This is a genomic window from Butyricimonas paravirosa, assembly GCF_032878955.1.
GTDB classification, from domain to species: domain Bacteria; phylum Bacteroidota; class Bacteroidia; order Bacteroidales; family Marinifilaceae; genus Butyricimonas; species Butyricimonas paravirosa.
Map to the genome: position 1 here is coordinate 3814058 of NZ_CP043839.1, position 22958 is coordinate 3837015.

The 22958-nt window shown below is 42.2% G+C and carries 17 protein-coding genes; 15 read left to right on the top strand and 2 right to left on the bottom strand.

Annotated elements, in window-relative coordinates; genetic code table 11:
* Positions 1 to 105: 105 nt before the first annotated feature.
* Genes F1644_RS15475 through F1644_RS15510 form a run of 8 tightly spaced genes read left to right on the top strand, consistent with a single transcriptional unit; the run spans position 106 to position 9715 of the window.
* Positions 106 to 996 (top strand): ABC transporter ATP-binding protein, encoded by an 891-nt coding sequence (locus F1644_RS15475; RefSeq protein WP_087419720.1) that lies wholly within the window; start codon positions 106 to 108, stop codon positions 994 to 996.
* Between the two features lie 4 nt (positions 997 to 1000).
* Positions 1001 to 1678: a hypothetical protein gene (locus tag F1644_RS15480; protein ID WP_087419721.1), complete on the top strand. Its 678-nt coding sequence runs from the start codon at positions 1001 to 1003 to the stop codon at positions 1676 to 1678.
* 2 nt (positions 1679 to 1680) lie between these two features.
* Positions 1681 to 2910, top strand: a complete 1230-nt coding sequence (locus F1644_RS15485) for a DUF4857 domain-containing protein (RefSeq protein ID WP_118305338.1) — start codon at positions 1681 to 1683, stop codon at positions 2908 to 2910.
* Between the two features lie 16 nt (positions 2911 to 2926).
* On the top strand, positions 2927 to 3817 hold the full coding sequence (locus F1644_RS15490; RefSeq protein WP_087419723.1) for an ABC transporter ATP-binding protein: 891 nt from the start codon (positions 2927 to 2929) through the stop codon (positions 3815 to 3817).
* 4 nt (positions 3818 to 3821) lie between these two features.
* On the top strand, positions 3822 to 4487 hold the full coding sequence (locus F1644_RS15495; protein WP_087419724.1) for a hypothetical protein: 666 nt from the start codon (positions 3822 to 3824) through the stop codon (positions 4485 to 4487).
* 13 nt (positions 4488 to 4500) lie between these two features.
* Positions 4501 to 5742, top strand: coding sequence for a DUF4857 domain-containing protein (locus F1644_RS15500; protein ID WP_158572044.1), 1242 nt, complete (start codon positions 4501 to 4503; stop codon positions 5740 to 5742).
* A gap of 7 nt (positions 5743 to 5749) precedes the next feature.
* Entirely contained in the window at positions 5750 to 6397 is a 648-nt protein-coding gene (locus F1644_RS15505; protein WP_229128350.1) for a YiiX/YebB-like N1pC/P60 family cysteine hydrolase, read from the top strand.
* A 51-nt stretch (positions 6398 to 6448) separates the two neighbouring features.
* Entirely contained in the window at positions 6449 to 9715 is a 3267-nt protein-coding gene (locus F1644_RS15510) for a golvesin C-terminal-like domain-containing protein (protein ID WP_118305336.1), read from the top strand.
* Positions 9716 to 9767: 52 nt separating this feature from the next.
* On the opposite strand, the gene hutH is transcribed toward F1644_RS15510, so the two are convergent.
* Together hutH and hisS are read right to left on the bottom strand one after the other, a co-directional pair.
* The gene (hutH, locus tag F1644_RS15515) at positions 9768 to 11264 is read right to left on the bottom strand and encodes a histidine ammonia-lyase (protein ID WP_087419727.1); all 1497 of its coding nucleotides are present in this window, start codon (positions 11262 to 11264) and stop codon (positions 9768 to 9770) included.
* A 240-nt stretch (positions 11265 to 11504) separates the two neighbouring features.
* Positions 11505 to 12875: a histidine--tRNA ligase gene (gene hisS / locus F1644_RS15520; RefSeq protein WP_118305335.1), complete on the bottom strand. Its 1371-nt coding sequence runs from the start codon at positions 12873 to 12875 to the stop codon at positions 11505 to 11507.
* 381 nt (positions 12876 to 13256) lie between these two features.
* On the opposite strand from hisS, the gene F1644_RS15525 reads away from it, so the two are divergent.
* The 7 genes from F1644_RS15525 (at position 13257) to F1644_RS15555 (ending at position 22951) form a co-directional block, all read left to right on the top strand.
* On the top strand, positions 13257 to 13841 hold the full coding sequence (locus tag F1644_RS15525) for an RNA polymerase sigma-70 factor (RefSeq protein WP_118305334.1): 585 nt from the start codon (positions 13257 to 13259) through the stop codon (positions 13839 to 13841).
* Positions 13842 to 13892: 51 nt separating this feature from the next.
* Entirely contained in the window at positions 13893 to 14414 is a 522-nt protein-coding gene (locus F1644_RS15530) for an FUSC family protein (RefSeq protein ID WP_087419730.1), read from the top strand.
* A gap of 313 nt (positions 14415 to 14727) precedes the next feature.
* Positions 14728 to 15897 carry an AraC family transcriptional regulator gene (locus F1644_RS15535; protein ID WP_118305333.1) on the top strand — a complete coding sequence of 390 codons (1170 nt, stop codon included), beginning with the start codon at positions 14728 to 14730 and terminating at the stop codon, positions 15895 to 15897.
* 96 nt (positions 15898 to 15993) lie between these two features.
* Entirely contained in the window at positions 15994 to 17157 is a 1164-nt protein-coding gene (locus F1644_RS15540; RefSeq protein WP_118305332.1) for a FecR family protein, read from the top strand.
* A 170-nt stretch (positions 17158 to 17327) separates the two neighbouring features.
* Positions 17328 to 20792, top strand: coding sequence for a TonB-dependent receptor (locus F1644_RS15545; protein ID WP_118305375.1), 3465 nt, complete (start codon positions 17328 to 17330; stop codon positions 20790 to 20792).
* 3 nt (positions 20793 to 20795) lie between these two features.
* Positions 20796 to 22370, top strand: a complete 1575-nt coding sequence (locus tag F1644_RS15550) for a RagB/SusD family nutrient uptake outer membrane protein (protein WP_118305331.1) — start codon at positions 20796 to 20798, stop codon at positions 22368 to 22370.
* A gap of 23 nt (positions 22371 to 22393) precedes the next feature.
* Positions 22394 to 22951, top strand: a complete 558-nt coding sequence (locus tag F1644_RS15555; protein ID WP_118305330.1) for a hypothetical protein — start codon at positions 22394 to 22396, stop codon at positions 22949 to 22951.
* The last annotated feature ends 7 nt before the right edge of the window (positions 22952 to 22958 follow it).

A 22958-nucleotide genomic window follows, 5' to 3' on the forward strand; every position in this document is an offset into this window, starting at 1 on the left:
ATCGGAGGTAGCCTGTCCACCTCTAATCTTTTTCTTATAGGTATTCTATTGTCTGGAAATAGACGTTTTGTATGTAAAAATTATATATGTTTAAAAAAATGAATTATGGAAGAGAATGTGATTGAGTGTAAAAACCTGACTCATTACTATGGTTCCCGATTGATCTATGAGAATTTGAATTTTTCGGTGAAGAAAGGGCATATCATGGGATTGTTGGGAAAAAATGGGTGTGGTAAAACGACCACGATCAATATTTTGAATGGTTTTCTTCAACCTCGTTCCGGAGAATGTTTGATCTATGGTGAGAGTACACAGAATCTGAGCCCGGAAACCAAACGTCGTTTGGGATATTTGATAGAAGGGCATATTCAGTATTCGTTTATGAATATCTATCAGATCGAGAAGTTTTATTCCGGTTTTTACAAAAATTGGAATCGGGATGCTTATTTCGAACTGATGAACCGGATGAAAATATTACCCTCGCAAAAAGTATCGAGTATGTCTTGTGGACAGCGGGCTCAAGTGGCATTGGGGTTGATTCTGGCACAGGACCCTGATCTGTTGATTTTAGATGACTTCTCGTTGGGACTGGATCCCGGTTACCGTCGTTTATTTGTTGATCATATGCGAGAGTATGCAAAATCCGGGAATAAAACCGTATTTCTGACTTCTCATATTATTCAAGATATGGAACGTCTGATTGATGATGTCTTGATTATGGATTATAATCGGGTATTGATGAGAGGATCGGCATCCGAATTTATGGAAAAATTCCATCAATTTACTTTTGATCTAGACAGGGATGATCTGGATTTTAAGTCAGATCCTCTGATTGTTGAGGCTGATCGTATAAAAAATCACTATGAAATTTACACTTATGCTTCAGAAAGTGAAGTAAAAGCGATGTTAGAAACGAAAGGATTGGCGTATCGAAATTTTGCATCCGTAAAGATGACGTTGGAAGATGCATTTATTGGTTTAACTGGAAAATATTAAAAATATGATATTACACCTTTTTTATAAGGAATGGTTAAAGACCCGGTGGGCAGCTTTTTTTGTCTCTCTCGTTGGTCTGGCAATTGTTGTCTATATATTTTTGGATGTGGATAACAACGTGCGAATGAAAGGTTCGTTCAATTATTTGATGAGTGTTTTTTACGGAATGCCTCAGGCAAACTATTATAATGCTCTGATCAAATATGTCCCTTTATTAATCGGGGTTTGTATCGGTTTGTCGCAATATGTACCGGAAGTGTTGGATAAGCGAATCAAGTTGACACTTCATCTCCCTTTGCGTAACACGATGGCTTTGTACACGATGCTTTGTTATGGATTTCTTTTGTTAATCTTGTCGTATGGAGTGGTGTTTGGGACATTCTTTTATCTGAATAACAGCTATTTCCCTTTCGAGGAAAGTTGGGCAGTACTTACTTCCATGATGCCTTGGCTCTTGGGTGGAATTGCGGCTTATTTCATGATTGCCATGATCGCCATGGAACCTAATTTATTCTACCAATTTATTTATGCACTTGTGGCCTATTATCTGGTGAAACAATTCTATATCGGAGTAGAACATGCGGATACCCGCCATATCATTCCGGCGTTAGCCATCATGGCTTTTGTGCCGTGTACGGCATTATTGTATACATCATATCGGTTTATGAAAGGAGAGAGATAATTATGACAGCAAAAGTAGTACGAATCATAATGATACTATTGACGGTTTTTATAGCGTCAATAGTTCTACCGGATTTTTATAAAACCTCGTTCAGACGGAATGTAAAATATGTCTCGCTGAATTATAGTGAGGTGACTAAACAGTTTGTGATATGGGGATTAAAAGATGGTGTTCTGTTAGATACGCTTGGAAATGAATATTCTCGTCAGGAATATGAACGGATGGTACCTTTCTCCAGTATGCCGCAATTACTAAAACGGAATGAATTCCCGGATACCGTGGCAGGTGTACCGGTGACTCCTCAGCTTGTGGCAGAAAATAATTATCGACATATCGTAAATCTGACAGAGCGGGGTCGGTATTATGCCATGTCTCCGCTTGTTCACGGGGGGACGGATCGTGTCGGGTATATTTACACAAATGATATGATGCGGGTAAACCGGAACGGGATTGAATTCTATAACTGCGAGGATGGACGAGTAGATAAAGAAAAAAGTGCCCTTTTTGATCAGGAACTACGGAAATTGGGATATTGTCCCCCGGCAAAGAAATTGTATGGCCGATCTGCCACGGGATATAAGCGGGATGACGGTTTATTCTTTGTGGATAGTAAAGATCAGTTATTTCAAGTACGCTACCATGCTTATAAGCCGGATTGCCGTAAAATTGAACTTCCCGATCAAATCAAATTGCGAAGAGTTGAATGTGAACCCGATCATCCGGAAGTTGTGGCTTATCTTTTTGGAGATAATAACGGAGTATATATTCTGACCGTGGACAATCAGATTATCAAATTGGATTTGGATGAGTTTAACTACGATCAATTTAAAGTTTTTGACGTGATGGGTAATCTCTTCTACCACATGATCTCTATCCAGAAAGATGGTTACGAGAAACTATATATTTTTGACCGGGACTATAAACTACTGGATAAATACGGGGTTCATTCCGACGTGTATGAAGAATCGGCTGCGGGAGTTGTTGAAGGTTTCCTCTTCCCGTTTGTAACTTCCACCTACTCTTATATTAATGGATATTATATAAGTTCCGATGGACAACCATTCGTCAAGTTCATTTGGTTGAATCTCGTGTTAGCCGGAGTTCTATTGTATATAAAACGACGTAAAGGTTTGAATGTGAAGAATCCGTTCCATATCATTGATCTATTCATGGTCGTGGCATTTGGAGTCTTTGGATTCATAAGCGTGTTGATTTATCCGATTCGAAAATAAATTAATCTAGATAGTAATGGAAGAAAATATAATAGAGTGTAAAAATCTGACCCACTATTATGGGAAACGGTTAATCTATGAAAATCTCAATTTTTCGGTGAAGAAAGGGCATATCATGGGATTATTGGGAAAAAACGGATGTGGTAAAACGACCACGATTAATATATTGAATGGCTTTCTGCAACCTCGTTCCGGGGAGTGTTTGATTTATGGGGAATCGACCCAGAATTTGAGTCCGGAAACAAAACGGCGTTTAGGATATTTGATCGAGGGACATATACAGTACTCGTTTATGAATATTTACCAGATCGAGAAATTTTATTCCGGTTTTTATAAAAACTGGAATCGGGATGCCTATTTTGATCTGATGAAAAGGATGAAAATACTTCCTTCTCAAAAAGTTTCCAGTATGTCATGCGGCCAGCGGGCTCAAGTAGCTTTAGGACTGATTCTTGCTCAAGATCCGGATTTGTTGATCTTGGATGACTTCTCTCTAGGATTAGATCCTGGCTATCGTCGCTTGTTCGTGGATCATATGCGTGAATATGCCAAGGCCGGAAATAAAACCGTATTCTTGACTTCTCATATTATTCAGGATATGGAGCGATTGATCGACGACGTGTTGATCATGGATTATAACCGGGTATTAATGCGAGGATCGGCATCTGAATTTATGGAAAAGTTCCACCAGTTTACATTTGATCTGAACCGGGATGATGTGAATCTTAAAGAAGAATCACTGACTGTTGAGATGGATCGAATTAAAAATCACTATGAACTTTACACGTATGCATCGGCAGAAGAAGTACAGGCCATGTTGCAGGCAAAAGGGTTGGAATATTCTGATTTTAAACCTGTAAAGATGACTTTGGAAGATGCTTTTATTGGTTTAACAGGTAAATATTAAGATTATGGCATTACATCTTTTTTATAAAGAATGGTTAAAAACGAAATGGTTTGTACTTGCTTCTCTGGTGTTGGGAGTGGGAACAATATTATATGCATTCATTGGCTTGAATAGCAATATTATAAATGCTGATGGAGGATCGAATTATGTTTTTGAATGGTTTACACAAGCCGGACGGCCGCATTATGGGATTTTCAAGAATATCCCTTTTATCATTGCCTTATTGATTGGTGGATCGCAGTATTTGCCGGAGGTCCTGCAAAAAAGAATCAAATTAACCCTGCATTTACCGTTGAATGAAATTGTGATGCTTTACACGATGGTTTTATATGGGTTTCTCATGATTCTTTCATTGATGGTCATCTTCATGATACTGTTTTTCACGATAGACCTTTATTTCTTTCCGGTGGAGATGCATGTTATGGCTATAAATGCTTTCTTGCCTTGGATATTGGGAGGATTCACGACCTATTTCTTCGTGGCAATGATTGCCATGGAACCCAGTTGGAAATTTCGGTGTTTATATGCGATCGTGGTGTATGAATTATTGGATATTTACCTGTTGGGAGGTAATATGTCGAATCTCTATGTACTAATGATTATAGTACTGGTCATCGCGAGTCTTGGAATGATATATACGGCTAATCGTTTTAAAATAGGAGAAAAATAATATGATACCAAAGATGATAAGATTAGCTCTGGTGCTATTGGCTGTATTGGTAATGGCGTTGGAGTTCCCTAAAATATATAAGAAAACATTCGAACAAAGGGAAAGACGTACTCAGCTCGTATTTAGCGAGATATTGAATGATTTTGTTACCTTGAAATATGAATACGACACGGTACAGTTACGTGAGATTCAGGTCGGAAGAGATCGGGCCGGGAATACTTACGATACGAAAGCATTGATGGATATATTCCCGATGAAGAATTGTCGGCAATTAATGTACGAGAACCGGTTCCCCGATACAATTCGCGGGCAACACGTGACCTTGCAGATGATACAGGATGCGGCACGTTTCCCCTTGTTCCTTGGGGCTGGACCCGGACGAAAATCTTTATTGTGGATGTTTGAATCCCATACGGATCGGATAAAAATGGAACTTCCTGAAGATATGTTTCGCTTGACAGATGACGGGATTGAATTTATTGAAACGGATATTAATCGGGTTAAAGGCGTGAATAAGGAAAAGAGTGAACGTTTTACCCGGGCCATGAAGAATGAAGGCATACAATTCCCGATAAAGAATATTTATGGACTTCCTTCCACTTCCAAATCAAAAGATGATGGCTATTTTATGGTGGACAATAAGGACGATTTTTTCCATTTAAAAATGTATGATGGAGAACCTCAATGTCATAAAATACCTCTTCCTGTCGGTATGCAGGTAAATGGAATGAATTGTCTCGTGGATAATGTAAATTATGGATACGTGTACGATCAGAACTATAACATCTATTTGATGCGTATCAAAGATTATAGTTTCTTCCAGCTCCCGATATATGATTACAAGGACTATGGGAGTCTGATTACGATGAGTGAGGATCTTTTCTTTTATACCTATCAATTGTACGGTTTGGATCGTGTAAAAATTTACGTGGTGGACAAGGAGCATAATTTGCTGGCTTCCGAAACATTGGTTTATCCTCTCTACGAAAATTCGAAAGTGGGACAGAGAGAGAACTATGTATTCCCCTTTAAAGCTCGTTTCACCCGTGATGGAGCCAAAAAGTTGAAAGTGGAGGCCTATGATATGCAACGGTTTATTTATTTGAATATAGCGTTAACCTTATTGTTACTCTGTATCAAGTTGTACCATAAACGGAGTATGCGGAATTTATTTAATTATTTGGATCTGGCCGTGACATTGGTATGTGGAATTTATGGTTTTATTGCCGTACTTATTTTCCCGAATCGTAAATAATGACAGCATGATGAAAAAAATTATATTAAGCTTGGGCGTTTTGTTACTAACGATAGCTCTTTACGCCCAAAAACCTTTTGATCTGAAAACAGGAGATATCCTGTTTCAGACCAATAAGGCTCGAACCTCTTTTGTGAAGGCAATCGAAAACGTGACAACCAGTTTGGATGACTTGAACTTTTCCCATGTCGGGGTTGTGCTGGTTGAGGACGGACAGGTTTTCGTGTTGGAGGCCACTCAGCCCGATGTTTGTAAAACCCCGTTAGAAAAATTTCTTAAACAGGCTAAATCCGTGAACGGGAATCCGTTGGTTGTGGTCGGGAGGCTGAAACCGAAATATCAGAAGTCCATTCCCCGTGCGATAGAAATATTGAAGTCATTTTTAGGGAAACCTTATGATTACGTGTTTTTACCGGATAATGATAAATATTATTGTAGTGAGATCATCTATTTGGCTTTTTTGCGTCCTAACGGGAAGCCGATTTTCAAGGCGACTCCAATGTCATTTAAAGACAAGGAGACGGGGGAAACCAGTCCCTTGTGGAAGAAACATTTCGAGCGCCATAAAACTCCGATCCCGGAGGGTATTCTTGGAACAAGCCCCGGTGAGATGTCTCGTTCTAAAGCGATAAAGATCGTACACCGTTATTTTTAAACGGGATTCAATTCGCTCCGTTGTTTGAATTTCAATTAAAACCAATAAAGTATGGCACTTGATAAAATTCGACTAATTGCAAGTTATGAGAGAAAGATCATTCGGCGACATTTGTTGTTTTGGATTTTTCTTATTTGTATTGTTTTTGGAATTACAGGTGTACAATGGTATTTACAAGTAGATTCCACTGTATGGGTGGAATCTGCTTTATCTGCTACGGTACCTTACATGAACGCATGGTTGTTCAATTTGTTACAATCTTTATTGGTTATCTTTGTCGGGGTGGAATTTGTCTGGAGGGATCGGCAGTTAGGTACCAATGAAACCTTTTTAAGTCGTTCCGAGACAAACGTGGAGTATATGTTTGGAAAGATATGGGGAGTAATGAAGATCTGTCTCTTGTTGAATCTTGTTTCAATAGGAATCGCTATCATGATTCATTTGTTATTCATGGAGACGGTAGCTTTTAATCCATTTCTCTATTTGTTTTATTTATTGACGTTGACTTTCCCTGCCTTGGTGTTTGTTCTTGGAATCTCGTTGTTTGTTGCGATGTTGATTCGTAATCATTATCTGGCATTATTGCTTTTGATAATTGGGTTCATCGGGTGTTATTTTGCCGCTCCGTGGACATTATATGGAATGTTTGATCCATGGGCTCGTTCCCAGCCGTTGTTATTTTCTGATGCAATCGGTTTTGCCAATATCGGGATCTTCCTGTTACATCGCTTGGCATACTTTTCTTGTGGAGTCGGTCTGATATTTTTGTCGATGCTGTTAATGAAACGTATGGATGATAAACGTTCTGCTTTTCGGAAAGTATTGGGAATCTTAGCGGGTGGTTTCGTCCTATTGGGAATCTTAGCGGGTACATTATATTTGAATACTTACCTGGATATAAATCAACGACGTGTAAGATTCAGGATTGCTCAGGAAAAATATATGAAGAATGATCGGGTCCAGATTGTCTCCAACCGTATGGTGTATAAACAATCCGGGAACAGGCTGAACGTTAAAAGTCTTTTACTTCTGGTGAATAAGAGTAAGCAACCGATAGACTCCCCGATACTTTATTTGAATCCCGGATTAGGCATTGTTTCTTTGACAAGTGAAGGGCAGGAGTTGGCTTATAATCGAGAAGGACACGTGGTCGTCATGAATCGGAAAATGGAGTGTGGGGAGGAATTACCTTTGCGGGTAGAATATGAGGGAACAATTGATGAGGCTATTTGTTATTTAGAACTATCTGATGAAGAATATCATAATACGCGAATGGGAGTTCTTCCGTTTTCTGCTGATCCATCGGGGAAGATGCCTAAAACCCGGCATGAACTGTATAGTAATGGAGGACGTTTTGCCCATGTTGGGAATAAATATACAATTCTTTTGCCCGAATGTTTGTGGTATTTATCGGCAGTACCACCAGTGAACCTGCAAATGCCTTCAATGAAAGATTTCGATTTCACGGATTATCAATTGGAGGTGGAAGGGCAAGAAGGTAAGGCTGTTATTTCTCAAGGCTGCATGGAGAGAAATGAAAAAGGGATTAGTTATTCCAATGCTCATCCGTTGCCTCGTCTCAGTTTATGTATAGGGGATTATGAACAGAAGACGATAACCGTTGATTCACTTTCATTCGGGGTATATTATTTCCCGGGGCATGATTTTTGGGTTAAAGATCATCGTTTGTCGTCAGATTCCTTGAGATTATTAATATCTGATCAGTTGGGAATGTTGAAACATCAAATAGGAAATTCACTTCCAACGAATCGTTTGTCGATAGTCGAAATACCATTGAATTTTAGAGCTTATCTTAGACAGGGCCAATTGGGAAGTAATTTCGTACAACCTGAATTTGTGTTCTTCCCGGAGAAACTTTTTACCGAATCCTATAGGTCGATGAAGGATATTTTGAAAGTAATAAAGACCGAGAGAGTTCTTGAGAGAGAAGGGGTTGTACTGCGGTCAAACGTGATAAATCGTTTTTTCGAACCGATTTATAATATTATGCCTATGTATCAGGAATTTCGAGCCACAATATATTCGGATAAGTTTCCTTGTATTGGAGATTTGATATACGAGATGCGGTTTTCCGGTCAGTCTAAAGATCATTTATCATTAAATGAAAAGGTGAAAATCATTCAATATTGGGATGGAAAAAGCTTGCGTGGAGCATTGATGGATAGGGATAATCCGGTTGAATACATGATGCTCAAAAAGAAAAGAGAGCATATCAATTCATTAATTGCGACTCGGGTAGAGATGATGTATATGTGGGATTTTATCGAGGATTTTGTAAAACGTCATTCTTATCAACGAGTTGATTTTGATGTTTTTGCTCGTGAATTTAAAGATCAATTCAATGTGAATATAGATAGTCTGTTGGATCGCTACTATGATGATAATCGATTACCAATCTTGTTTGTTCAAGACTTGAAAATGGAATCTTATAATGATATTCCCTTAGGGTATTGTAAGGTATATAATCCTTCGGATGTCGATGGTATACTAAAGGTGGATGGGTATGATCAGAAATTACGTCGGCAACGACCGAACTATTTTTTAATTCCAGCGAAAAGTTGTAAAGAGGTTCGAGTGAGGAACTATACTATACCGAGTTTTTCCGTGGAACTGGGTTTATGTTGTAATTTACCTGATAGAATTTCTATAATGTACAATGATACAGAGAAAACAGAGTGGGATTGGGAAGGAATTAGAGATGCTGATAGTAGTAGTTTTAGGTTATCGCCGAATGAAATTGTTGTGGATAATGAAGATGTCGGTTTCCGTTTGGTGGGAAAGGATAAGCGTAAGAAATGGGGCGAACATCTTCAAGAAGAACGAGAGTACCAGAATGTGGAGGATGTGGGTGATGAATGGATTCTTTCAATTTCTTCTTCTTTATATGGGCATAAAATAAAGAGTGCTTACTGTAAAAAGGCTGGGATTGGGGAAGAGTATGCCGAGTGGATGGTGAAGATTAAAGAACCGGGAAAATATCGTGTTGTCGCTCATGTCCCTGAATCTTTGTATGCAACCTTCTTGGGGTCCTTTTTGAAAAATGCAAGGTTGTATTATCAAGTATTTTCGGAGGAAGGAGATACTTATGTAGAGCTGGATCTGAACGAGGAAACTCCGGGATGGATTGAGTTGGGAACATATGAGTTCCGTGAGGGGGACTACTTTGTACGATTAAGTGATAAGGGTGGAACTGATTTGCAACCGGTAATAAAAACAAGAATGTTAAGAAGAAATACAAATGTTACTTGTTACCAAATAATCATTGCAGATGCCGTGAAGTGGGTTAAAGTCGAATAATGATATGAAAAAAGCCGGTTTTCACCGGCTTTTTTCATATCACTATATTGATTTATTCGAAGTTAGCAAATTCTCCTTGTTTCAAGAATTCAACGGCAGCCTCAATGTCTTGGTACATTACCCGGTCTTGGCTGTTGAACGGTACGATGGTACGGAATTCAGCCAAGAAGTTTTCCAGATATTCTGATGTTTTCGTCGGACGTTGCATATCGATGGCTTGTGCGGCGTTCATCAATTCGATAGCTAACACGCGTTCCACGTTCTCGATCACTTTCACGGTCTTGGTTGCGGCATTACCACCCATGCTGACATGGTCTTCCTGCTCGTTGGAGGACGGGATGGAGTCCACGGAACACGGGGAACACAATTGTTTGTTCTTGCTAACAATAGCGGCAGCGGCGTATTGCGGGATCATGAAACCGGAATTCAAGCCGGAATTGGCAACGAGGAATTCAGGTGTTTTACGATCTCCGGCAATCAAACGATATACCCGTCTTTCTGAGATACTACCCAATTCGGCAATAGCGATGCTCAAGAAATCTAATACCAGTGCTAGCGGTTCTCCGTGGAAATTACCCCCGGAAATGATCAAATCGTCCTCCATGAAAATCGTCGGGTTGTCGGTTACCGAGTTGATTTCCCGTTCAACGACAGAGGCCACGTAAGCCACGGTGTCTTTCACTGCCCCGTGTACTTGCGGCATACAGCGGAAAGAGTACGGGTCTTGCACGTGAGTTTTTTCCATTTTCTGGAATTCTGAACCTTCCAGTAAGGTGCGGATATTGCGAGCCGTTTCAATTTGTCCCGGATGAGGACGGGCCTCGTGAATTTGTGGTAAGAACGGGTCGATACGTCCGTCGTATGCTTCCAGTGATAACGCCCCGATAATGTCAGCGTATTTTACCACTTTGAAGGCATTCAATAAAGCGTAAACAGCGTGAGAACTCATGAATTGAGTACCGTTCAACAAGGCCAATCCTTCTTTGGCTCCCAGTTGGATGGGTTCCCATCCAAATTTGGCATTAATTTCTTTTGCCGGATAGATTTTTCCCTTGTAGAATACTTCACCCTCACCGATCAACGGCAAGAACAAGTTTGCCAGTGGGGCCAAGTCTCCGGATGCACCCAAAGAACCCAACTCTTTCACCACGGGAAGAACGTCATGGTTGAACATATCAATAATACGTTCTACTGTCACTTGTTGTACCCCGGATTTTCCTAAAGAGAGAGCGTGAGCCTTCAACAACAGCATCAAACGGATAATATCTTTATGCACGGGTTCTCCCAAGCTGCAAGCGTGAGACATTACCAAATTAGCCTGTAATTGGCTTAAGTCTTCTTGCGAAATAGAAATTTTGCATAGAGAGCCGAACCCGGTCGTGATCCCGTACAACGGTTTGTCGGAAGTCGCGATTTTGTGATCCAAGTAAGCCTTGCAATCATTGATCAGTTTCTTGCTTTCGTCTGATAAAGCTAACTTATACTTTTTAGTTAAGATTTTTTCGATCTGCTCGAAAGTTAATTTCTCTGGGGTAATATAATGAGTCATTGGAATTTTAGATTTTAAATTTTAGATTTTAAATTGTACGCACACGAGCGAGGCGGGAGCCTCGCGAGTTTGTAAAGTCTATAAGGTTCATAAGGTTAAACCTTCGGTTTTTAAAGTTTCGTTACTTTATAAACTTTATGAACCTTACAAACTTTATAACCTATTTCCCGATCACGGGAATCTGACATCAAATCCGTGGCTTTTCAGCGGACGTTGTTCTTTGCGATAGAGTTGCATATTTTAATTCTCGCTTTTTAGTTTGTCAACCAGGCTGGAAACGGCTACACTTTCTTGTTCTCCGGTGAGCATATTTTTCAGCGTGACCACGTTATTGTTTATTTCGTTTTCACCGACTAAGGCCACGTAGGGAATACTCTTTTTGTCGGCGTAAGTCATTTGCTTCTTCATCTTGGCGGCTTCGGGGTATATCTCGGAGTTGATTCCCGCGGCCCGTAGGGTTTTCAGCACGGGAAGACAGAAAGCCTCCTCTTTTTCCCCGAAGTTCACGAAAAGTACACGGGGCGTTGCCGTGGAATCCTTGGGGAAGATGTCCAGTTGGTTCATCACGTCGAAGATTCGGTCGGCTCCGAAGGATATGCCGACACCCGACATGTTTTTCATCCCGAAGATACCGGTCAAGTCGTCATAACGTCCCCCCCCGGTGATACTCCCGATCTCCACGTCCTTGGCTTTTACCTCAAAAATGGCTCCGGTGTAGTAGCTCAAACCGCGGGCAAGCGTTAGGTCCAGTTTTACTTCCGTTTGGATGTCCAATTGATTCAGGTAACGGAACACGGTGGAGAGTTCTGCAACTCCTTTTAATCCGGTTTCGCTGCCTTTCAGGACTTCCTGCAAGCGGGTCAATTTCTCCTCGTTGGAACCTTCCAGGCGTAGTATCGGCTGCAGTTTCTCGATGGCCTCTTCTGACACTCCTTTTTCCCGGAGTTCGGCGTTCACGTTCTCGGCTCCAATCTTGTCCATCTTGTCAATGGCAACGGTGATGTCAACCAGCTTGTCGGGATGCCCGATTGTCTCGGCAATTCCCGCCAGCACTTTCCGGTTGTTGATCAACAAGCGTACGTTTATTTTCAGCCGTTTGTATACCTCGTCCACGATTTGAACCAATTCCACCTCGTTCAGCAAGGAATCACTTCCCACGACATCCACGTCACACTGGTAGAACTCGCGATAGCGTCCCTTCTGCGGACGGTCAGCCCGCCACACGGGTTGAATCTGGTAGCGCTTGAACGGGAACGATATTTCATTTTGGTGTTGTACCACGAATCGGGCGAAAGGCACGGTCAGGTCATAACGCAATCCCTTCTCGCAAATCTTGTTGGTCAACCGGGGAATATTACGTTCCTCCACTTCGCTATTGGTGACAGGAGCCAAGAAATCCCCGGAGTTCAGTATTTTGAAAAGTAATTTATCCCCTTCCTCGCCGTATTTCCCCATAAGGGTCGAAAGATTTTCCATTGCCGGAGTTTCCAGCGGCAGGTAACCATAAAGTTTGAATACGGATTTGATCGTGTCGAATATATAATTTCTTTTCACCATAACTTCCGGTGAATAGTCTCTTGTTCCTTTCGGGATAGATGGAGTCTGTGCCATGTCTTCTTTTTTAGCTTTTATCTTAATAGTGATGCAAATATAAACGATTCTGATTTCTTTTGAAACTCTTCGGTGGAATAAATATTGGGTGTTGACGGGGTGGTCTTGTATTTTTAAGATAAAACCATTGAAATATCTGGGATATATATAAGTAATAATTCTCTATAAGCCTTGTTTCAGGCTTTTCTCCCCTTTTCCCGTGTATGGTAAAAGGGCTATGAAAGGGGAATGAAAGGGCGTGGAATGGGACATGGGGGATTATTACCTTGTGAAAGGGTTGGTATTGCGATAGTATTAAGCTGTCTTTTATTTGTAATTTCCCGACATGAGGGGAATAAATTATAAAGAGAATCATTACTTTTGTTATAAATATTATGGCTTATGCAGGATGAGTTAACTTTGTTCCGGAAAATGCAGGAAGGGGATTGGAATGCGTTCAATTCTTTTTTCGAGTCTTACTCGGAACGGTTATACCTTTACGCGTTAGGTTTTGTCGGGAACCGGGCGGAAGCGGAGGACATCGTGCAGGATACGTTTATTTACCTATGGGTCAACCGGGCGAAAATCTCTCACTCGGGATCGATCTATGCTTATTTAAGTCGTTCCGTCAAGAATTCTTGTATTGATCGTAAACTTCACGAGGAGGTGAAACAAAGGTACCAGCGGGAAATGATGGCGTCAGGGGAAGAAGTAAGTGAGGATTATGAGAGTTTCGAAGAGTTGTACGAGCGATTGCAAATCGTGATGGATAGCTTGCCGCCCAAGTGCAAGGAGATTTTTATTTTGGGATGTGTCGAGGGATTGAGTTACAAGGACGTGGCCGAACAATTGGGCGTGTCCGTGAATACCGTGAAGACACAGGTCAAGGTCGCTTACAAGAAAATTAAATCCGAGTTTGGCGATCGGGATAAAAATTTCATGTTAATCCTGTGTAATTCTTTTTTCAAAGAAGAGGTGGAGAAATAGGTTGTAACTTTTCTTCCGTGGGAACGGTAAAAGCTAGAAAATCTGTTTTTTATGAAGTTAGACGTGAAACGAGTATTTCATCCGGTGAGCCCATTGATGGCCACGGCGAAAGGGGTGGCCGTACTTTTGTCCTATTTGGTTGGGGCTTACCTCACGGGGCATTTTCACGTGGAATCCCGTTGGATGGGGTCCATGCTTGCGGTAATCTCCGCTATTGTCGTGTTGCAGGAAGACGTGAAAACTTCTATTCATCAGGGAGGTCTGCGGGTGTTCGGGACGTTTATCGGGGCCGTGATTGCTTACGTGTATCTACTTCTTTTTCCATTCACCCTTTTGGGAATGATTGTCACCGTGTTTTTATTGGATATTTTATGTATGCTTTTGGGCATCCCCGATGATGGTAAGATGGCCACCATTACTTTGGTAATTATCCTGCTTATATCTAAAATGTCTCCCTCGATTTCTCCTTTCGTGAATGGTGTCCTGCGCTTTAGTGAGGCCACAGTTGGAGCTTTGATCGGGATCGCTTTGGCATGGGGTGTGGAGCAGATCAGGAAAAGGACGAATCATTGATCCTTTTCCGGGGCTGGGGGCTTGTCATCCTTTTCTCTTCCGGGTTTAGTTCCCCTTTGGCTTAACGGTTGAGCCCAGAAATCGATAAAATCCCATCGCCAGACCGAATCTGCAAGGTTTATTTCAAATAAGTTTTCGTCATCCATCGTTTTATCAATAAAAATTCTTACCGATAAAAGTAGGGTAAAGATGGAAACTTCAACGTGCAAAGTATATAAATCGACCGTTCAAATCGTTCAAAAGTAAGAAAAAACGACGTGACAAATTGTACGATATGCGCTTGTAGAGGGAGAATTTTGAATGATATGCACAAATGATGATAATTAAAGAGCTTGTTTGCCAGAATGTTATTGCACGTTTTTTGATATATTTGCATGATATGAGTATGCAAACATGGATTTCGATTCTCACGAACCTGTTTCCGGTGATCTCGGCCTTGACCTGTTGCCTGTTAATGATACTTACCTACAAGGATAGTGTGCGGGAGGAAGAGCGTTACTTGAAACGGGGTTTATTCTTTTTCTATTTCTCGGTCGCTTTCGGGTGGGCCTGCGTGATCATCTACACGTGGTCGCCTCGTCTTTTCGTCTATTTGAATAGCTTGTGTTATTGTTCATTTATCATGATGTCCGTGACATTCTATCATGTTGTTTTCTGGTTGACGCGGGTAGATTCTTCCGAGCATTTTTCCATGCGGCACTACTATCTGCCCGTGTTGATCCCGGTGATTCTCCTTGTGTGGAGCCTTTTCGTGCCTTTGGACGTGCAGGTGGCGATCGTGGCCGTGGATAGCCCGCTGGAAGATGTTTATTTTTATTTTACTCGTTTTTTCACTTCCCAGTTGATGGTGGCGTTCCTGTTTTGTCTTTGTTATACTTTGCTGGGGCTGAAACGTCTGTTCCGCTACTGGCGTGTTATGCGGGAACGGTTGGGAGATATGAAAGAGCCACCCTTGCGTTGGCTGGGATGCGTGTTGCTCCTGTTTCTCTTTTCTTTATGTATGCCCTTGTTGGATCCTCTTTTCGCCGAGAGTTACTGGCTTGATTTTCTCCCGATTGGAATTTTGTTGTTACAATATTCGATCGTGGCTTATAATATTATTGTCGGAAATTACGTTTTGTGTTCTTGCGTGGAGGAATCGTCCGGTGATCGGCAGGAGATCAAAAAAACGCCCCTACTGAACAAGGAGAGGTTCGAGAAATATATCCGGGAAGAAAAGCCTTACTTGAACCCGGAATTGAAAATAACGGACCTAACCGGGGAGTTACAGACCAATCGTACGTATCTTTCCACGTTTATTAACCGTACGTATGGGATGAATTTTAATACCTATATTAATGATTGTCGCCTGCGTGAGATGAAAGCTTTTTTGGCTGATTCAACTTGTGCGGGAGTGAGCATGACGGATTTGGCGATTCGTGCCGGTTTTGGTTGTTATCATAGTTATCGACGGGCAAAAAAGAGAAATATCACAAATTTCTAAAAAAAATCATGATTTCTTTTCACCCTAATTGATCTGTTTCTCGCTTTACGTGTAGAAAGCTGAAAAGGGAAGGCTTTACTCTAAAAACGAGATAATATGAGTACAAAAGACGAAAAATATTGGTTACAGGCGATATTGGAGGGCAAGGTCAAGCCGGGAGATGCCGGGTGGGAGAGAATATGGAAGGAGAGGGATTTTACCGCTGTGAGGCGTGTGTTGAGAGAAGTCGGGATGTGGAAAAAGGATGAGTTGGTGGCGGATCGTGAAAAGATGTGGCAAGTCATCGAGCAATACCGGGGTGAAGGAATGAACCGGAGGCGTATTCCTGCGTGGCGTTGGGTGGCTGCCGTGATGTTACCTTTGTTATTGGGTGGAACTTTATGGATGAATCTGCGAGAGAAAAGGGAGATGCTTGTTACGGAAGTTATACCGGAGATTGAGGCAGGAACACCTCGTGCCGTATTGCTTATAGAACAAGGGGAAAGGATAGACTTGTCGCTATTTGCCGGTGACACTATCCTGAATAAAGGAGATGTCCGAATCCGGCTCGATTCCTCTAAAAGCGTGACGTATGAACGGGTGGCCGGGACACCCGCTAAGATCGAGTACAACACGATCATCGTACCTCGCAAAGGCGAATATCAATTGATTCTGGCTGATGGTTCGAAAGTTTACTTAAATTCGGAATCAAAACTTCGTTTCCCGACTCGTTTCGAGGGAAAGGAGCGGCGAGTGTATCTGGAAGGGGAAGGGTATTTCGAGGTGGCGAAGGATACTGCGAAACCTTTTATCGTGGAGGCGAAAGAGGTGGATGTGCGGGTGCTGGGAACGAGTTTTAACGTGAGTGCTTATGTTTCGGAACAGGCTGTACGGACGACGCTCGTGGATGGTAAAGTGCGGGTTGGAGATCGGTTAACCGGAAAGGGTGAGATTATTTTACCGGGGCAACAAGCGGAATGGGAAGACGGAACTTTTACGACAAAAGAGGTCGACACGTCAATTTATACCGCTTGGATCAACGGGAAATTCTATTTCGAGGGAGCCACGTTGGAGGAAATTGCGTCACAACTGGAACGTTGGTATGACATCGATTTCTTCTTTACTTCCGAGAACGTGAAACGTTTTGCTTTTGCCGGGGTGATTAACAAGGAATATTCAGCAAACAAGATATTCTCGATTATCGAGAAAACCACGCGGGTACGCTTTAACGTGAACGGCCGGGTGGTGACGGTGAGTGAAATAAATAATAAACAGGAATAATTAAAAACAAACCGGGAATTGCAGCAACAACTCCCGGTGTGGTAAACGTCCCCCGGGGACTCGCGATCCCTGAAGGATGATTGTTTAACTCTTATTACAAAAGTATGAAAAAAAATCGAACGGGCACGTGGATTCCGTTAAGAAATCGGTGTGCCAAAATTTTGATGATTATGAAATTGACTTTTTTGATGATGTGTGCGTTTGTTTTTTCCCTATCGGCGGGAGTGAGGGCACAGGATCAGATGGTAACGCTGAAAGTGGAAGGAATGCCTTTTACCAAGGTTATTTCCGAGTTGAAACGTCAGACGCAACTGGACTTCTTTTATAGTTTTGACGAGGTGGACGTGAAACAAACGATTTCTCTGGATGTTAAAAACTCGAAGATTGATGAGGTGTTGCAACAAATGTTTGGAGATAAATTTACTTGGGAATATATCGATCGGATGGTGATCATCAAGCCTGCCCTCCCTGATGAACCGGAAAAGAAATCATTGCGGGTGAAGGGATTCGTGTACGATATGCAAAGAGTTCCCATGCCCGGTGTGACGGTGAAGGTGGCGGGAGTATCTTTGGGTACGGCAACGGATACGAGGGGATGGTTCGCTATGGATTTACCCGTGACGAGTGGTACGTTGGAATTTTCTTTTGTAGGCTTTAAAAAGAAGATGGTCGCTTTTAATGCTCAAAGCGATACCTTACGGGTGATCATGGAAGAAGATATACAGGCGTTGGATGAAACGATTGTCGTGGCGTATGGAAACACGACCCGTCGAAAGAGTACGGGTGCGATCTCCGTGGTGAAAGGGGAGGAATTGCGAGGAATCCCGGCAGCCAGCATCGCCACCTTATTGCAGGGACGTGTGGCCGGAATGGATGTTACGCAAATGTCTGGAGCCCCGGGTGGTGGTGGAACGGCAGTTACAATTCGGGGTTATAACTCGTTAGACGTGGAACAAGGACGTCGATTTTCGAATCCGTTATGGGTTGTGGACGGTGTACCGATGAATTCTTTCAGTTCTCCGATTACCGGAACGAATCTGTTGTCGGATTTGAACCCGGATATGATCGAATCGATTCAAGTTTTAAAAGATGCATCTTCTGCGGCAATTTACGGTAGCCGTGCCGCGAACGGTGTTATTCTTGTTACGACAAAGAAAGGGAAACAAAATCAGAAAGCGACATTCACGGCGAATGTTTCGTACACGTGGAGTATGTTGCCGGAGTTGCCAACCGTGACAACGGGACGAGGAGAACGGTTACATCGTTTACGTGTTGCCCGAGATTTTCCTTGGGCTTATGTTGATCCGGAAACTAATCGATACAAATACCCCACCACGCTTCGGGAACAATATGATTATAGCTCACAGGGGGCGAAGTTGGATGCAAATTTTATTGTGGTTCCTAGGAATACGGAGAATGGTAGTATGTTGCAGGATAGTTTGAACTCTTTTTATAATAATTCTACCAATTATTTCCCGATTTATTACGTGAAAGGGAAAGTAATCAATGCAAATATCCAGACTTATGGAGGTTCGGAAAAGATGACTTACGGCATCGGGTTAGGGTATTATAATGAAAAAGGTATTTTCCGGGGAACAGGGTATAACCGGGTGGATTTGAATTCTACGATGAACGTGACTCCCGTAAATCGGTTGAACGTGGATTTGCGTTTAAATGCCTCTTTATCGAATCGTGATAGAACGAGCGGGGATGGGACATTGCAATCGGCTTCTCCCGTGGAGACAGTTCCGGGGGATCCTCAAGAATTATCATCTTTATTACCCGGTGAAGGATCTGTAGCGTGGAATGCTGTTCTGGATGCATTAAAAGGTACAAAGGAGAAAAATCGAGGAGTACGTTTGCGGACGAATTTCCGACTAGGATATGAACCGATAGACGGACTGAACATCTCGACTTCATTGGCGGCGGATTACTCCATCGATCGCCGGAATTATTTTCAACCATCCTATATGAGTGATGACGATTATTCCAAGAGTGTCGGGGAGACAGGGATTAACCTGATGGTACTGAACGAGAATCTGGTATCATATAATCGCACGTTCAAGGAAGAACACATGGTTAATTTCGTGGCGGGATTCTCTTACCAGTATGACCAAACGGAATACAACGGGGGATCGGCGCAAAACGCTCCTAGTGATAAAATCTATTATGCCCCGGCAGGAATGCCTGATCTTGGAATACAGGAATCTAACGGAACGAAGGAAACGATCGCCTTGAAACATTACCAGTCAGACATGCAAGAAAAAACGTTGTTGTCCTATTTTGCCCGTTTGGAATATGGTTTTAGGGATAAGTATTTGGTTTCATTCAGTTTGCGCCGGGACGGGAGTTCCACCTTCGGGGAAGATAATCGCTGGGGAACCTTTCCTTCGGTGGCTGCAGGATGGACTTTTTCGGAAGAATCTTTCGTGAAAGATAATCTCAGTTGGCTTTCTTTCGGGAAGATCAGGGCAAGCTGGGGGCGCTCGGGGATGCATTTTTCCCAGAATTATCTGGCGCTTGGAATTATGAACGTGGGAGCGACTCCTTATCGGGGGCAGGCGACGATAGAGCCGGAGTGGGTAAGAGGGTTGTACAATCATGATCTTTCTTGGGAGGAAACAGATCAATATGACTTCGGTCTGGATTTGGATCTTTTCAATCATCGGTTGGGTATTACCTTGGACTATTATTATCGGTATACTGATAAGTTGTTGACTACAATTTGGTTGCCAGGGATCCATAATGGTTATAGTTCACAATGGCGAAATGCGGGTGCCATTTCAAACGAGGGGATCGAGGTGATGATTAAATATGATATTTTCAACCGGGAAGATTTATATTGGAAAATTTCAGTAAATGGGGCGAGAAACTGGAATCGTTTCGAGAAATCGTATGATGGGAAGGATTTTGGGGGAAATATCATAGGAAAGCCTTTGAATGGGATATATGCTTTAAAAACAGATGGTTTTATTAACGAACAGGATGAGATGAAAGTGTTTTATAATCAGCAGGGAGTTAGTAATTACTTGTCAAACTTTTATAAAGGTGCATTCTACAAGCCAGGAGATTACAAGTTTGTTGATGTTAACGGGGATGGGACAATCGGTTCTGGTGATGCCGTGTACTGTGGGAGTGCTCTACCGATAGTCAGCGGGGGAATCGTGAATGAATTTCGCTGGAAGAACTTTGATTTGAACATGTTAATGGCTTATTCATTAGGGCGTCATATCGTGAATAATTTGTCAAAAGCGGTTTTGACAAATGGGAAGTATGCCCTCATGACTGATTTGAATGCTATTAGTTTTTGGGAAAAACCGGGTGATCATCCCGATTACCCGAAATTAGAGAGTGATAGAATGAATAGTATGTGGAGTTATGTGGACCGGGACGTGGAAAAGGTCAATTATTTAAAATTGAAAACGTTGACCGTGGGATATAGCTTCCCGAAAAAATGGAGTCGGAAGGCGGGGATTGACGAGTTGAGAGTGTTTGTTAGCGGGGAGAACCTGTTTACTTGGACAAATTACTCCGGTTTGGATCCGGAAACCGTGGATATCACAAGTGGATTTGACTTAATGTCGAATTATCCTTTAGCTAGAAAATACACGTTGGGTTTAACTTTAAAATTTTAAACAATGAAATATTATTATCTTCTGGTATTATTATTGTCTTCCTTGTTTTTGTCTTGCGAGGACACGTTGAGGATGATTCCGGAAAATTCAGTTACGTTTGAGAACGCATTCGAAAACGAGCACGAGATTGAAATTGGGTTACTTACCGTGGAGAGGTATGTTCGTAAAAGTTTGTATCTTACGACAATACCATCGTCTCACGGTGAATATACGGATTATCGGTATAAAGGCGATGCCGGTTTGTTACGGGAGAGTAATCCACAAGCTTATACGGCAGCTTGGTCGCATTATTATGAAATTATTGCGCTAGTAAATGTAATGTTACCTTATATCGATAGAGTGGAGATGTCACAGGAACGTCGTGATTTTTATAAAGGGCAGGTTTATTTCACGAAAGCACTGGCTTACTTTGAATTGGGGCGTAAGTGGGGTGATTGTCCGGTAATTCGAGATGAGGTAGAGTACGCTCCGATTACCTATTCTTCTTGGGTAGAAGTAATTGATTATGCGTTAGAATTAGCCCGGGAGGCCGTACGTTTACTTCCGGATTATTCGGAAATGACAGATTATAAAGGGAATTCCATCACGTATAAATGTACTCCCAACAAGGGTGCTGCTCAAGCTTTATTGGCGAATCTGTGTGCTTGGAAAGCAGGGTGTAAATATATGGCACAGCCAGAAGAGGCAACTTATGATGAACGAGCTTTGTGGGTAGAAGCAGATTCTGTTTGTACCGCATTGATTTCGTCGGGTATTTATAAGTTGGCAAAAACCCCGGAGGAGGTATGTACGAGTACATTGGTTGGTAGTGATGCGGAAAGCATTTATGAAATCGTGTTGCGCGATTACTGGAATGAATTGGAAAACGAATCTCCTTATTCTGTTCATGATCTTTTTTATTATTTTGGACCAATGTACCAGACCTGGCCGGTGATACCGGGAATGAGTGCTGGGAGCCTTGCGTTTCGCTCTTGGAAAATATTAAGTACCACGGTGTGTGAGATGTACTCGGAACGAATTGTCGGAAACGACACGATAACCGATTTGAGGAAAGATGCTTATTTCTATAAGGTAGATTCTATGGCACACGATACGTTACTGGATATTACTGAGGGATACGCTTATCCATGGAAATTTCGCTTGGTAAAACTTGGTACTTCCGGTTGGTCTGCAGGTGAGTTTATTAATTTCGACCAGAACCGAATCGTATTCCGGTTGGCAGATATTATCCTGTTGAGGGCAGAGTGTCGGGTCCGGTTGGGAAATAACGAGGGGGCTATTGCCGATTTGAACACGATACGGGAACGTGCGAATGCCGAGCTTTATCATTCTTCGGAATATGGTGGGGATTTGCGTTATGCTATATTCAAGGAACGGGAAAAGGAATTATTGATGGAGGGATGTAGATGGTATGACGTGATCCGGAACGAGTATTACAAAACTGAATTGTACGGGGGATTCCGGAACGTGTCAAAGCAAGATATTCTTGATGGAGTATTCTTTAATGCTGTTGATAATAACGAGTTTTCAGAAAATCCCTTGGCTCGTCAGAACACGTATTGGCTGAAAAGGATGTAGAATAATTTAAAATTTAGAATCTAATGAGAACATTAAAATATATATTGGCGAGTTTACTCGTGCCGTTTTGTTTGACAAGTTGTGACACGGCACAGGATTGGATCGACACGGGAGTTTCTTCTCCCTATCACGATTGCTCGATAATGGAATATTTGCGGGGAGATCAATATAACTGGGAATTGACGGTTCAAATGATTGAACGGGGAGGGCTGACGGCCATGTTCGAGGGAACGGATCCCGATTACGAGAAAATCACGTTCTTTGCCATCCCGAGTTACACGATCTTGCGTTACCTGTGGGATAATGATCTGAAAGCCGATATCGCTTACCGAAACCCGGACTATTTGATCACGGACCAGAAGCAGGATGGTGGGACTGCATTAACTACGGTGGGTGGTAGGAAATTGAAAGCGTACGTGGATAAATCGTCATACGGGGGCGTGCCCGACGTGGGAGCGGAGACAATGTACCTGTATTCGTATTCGGCTCAAACACAAGTACCCTTGGCCACGCCGGACATCCAGCCGCTGAACGGGGTAGTACACGCGCTGAATTATAATTTCGTACTGGGGAAAATTTAGGTTTAAG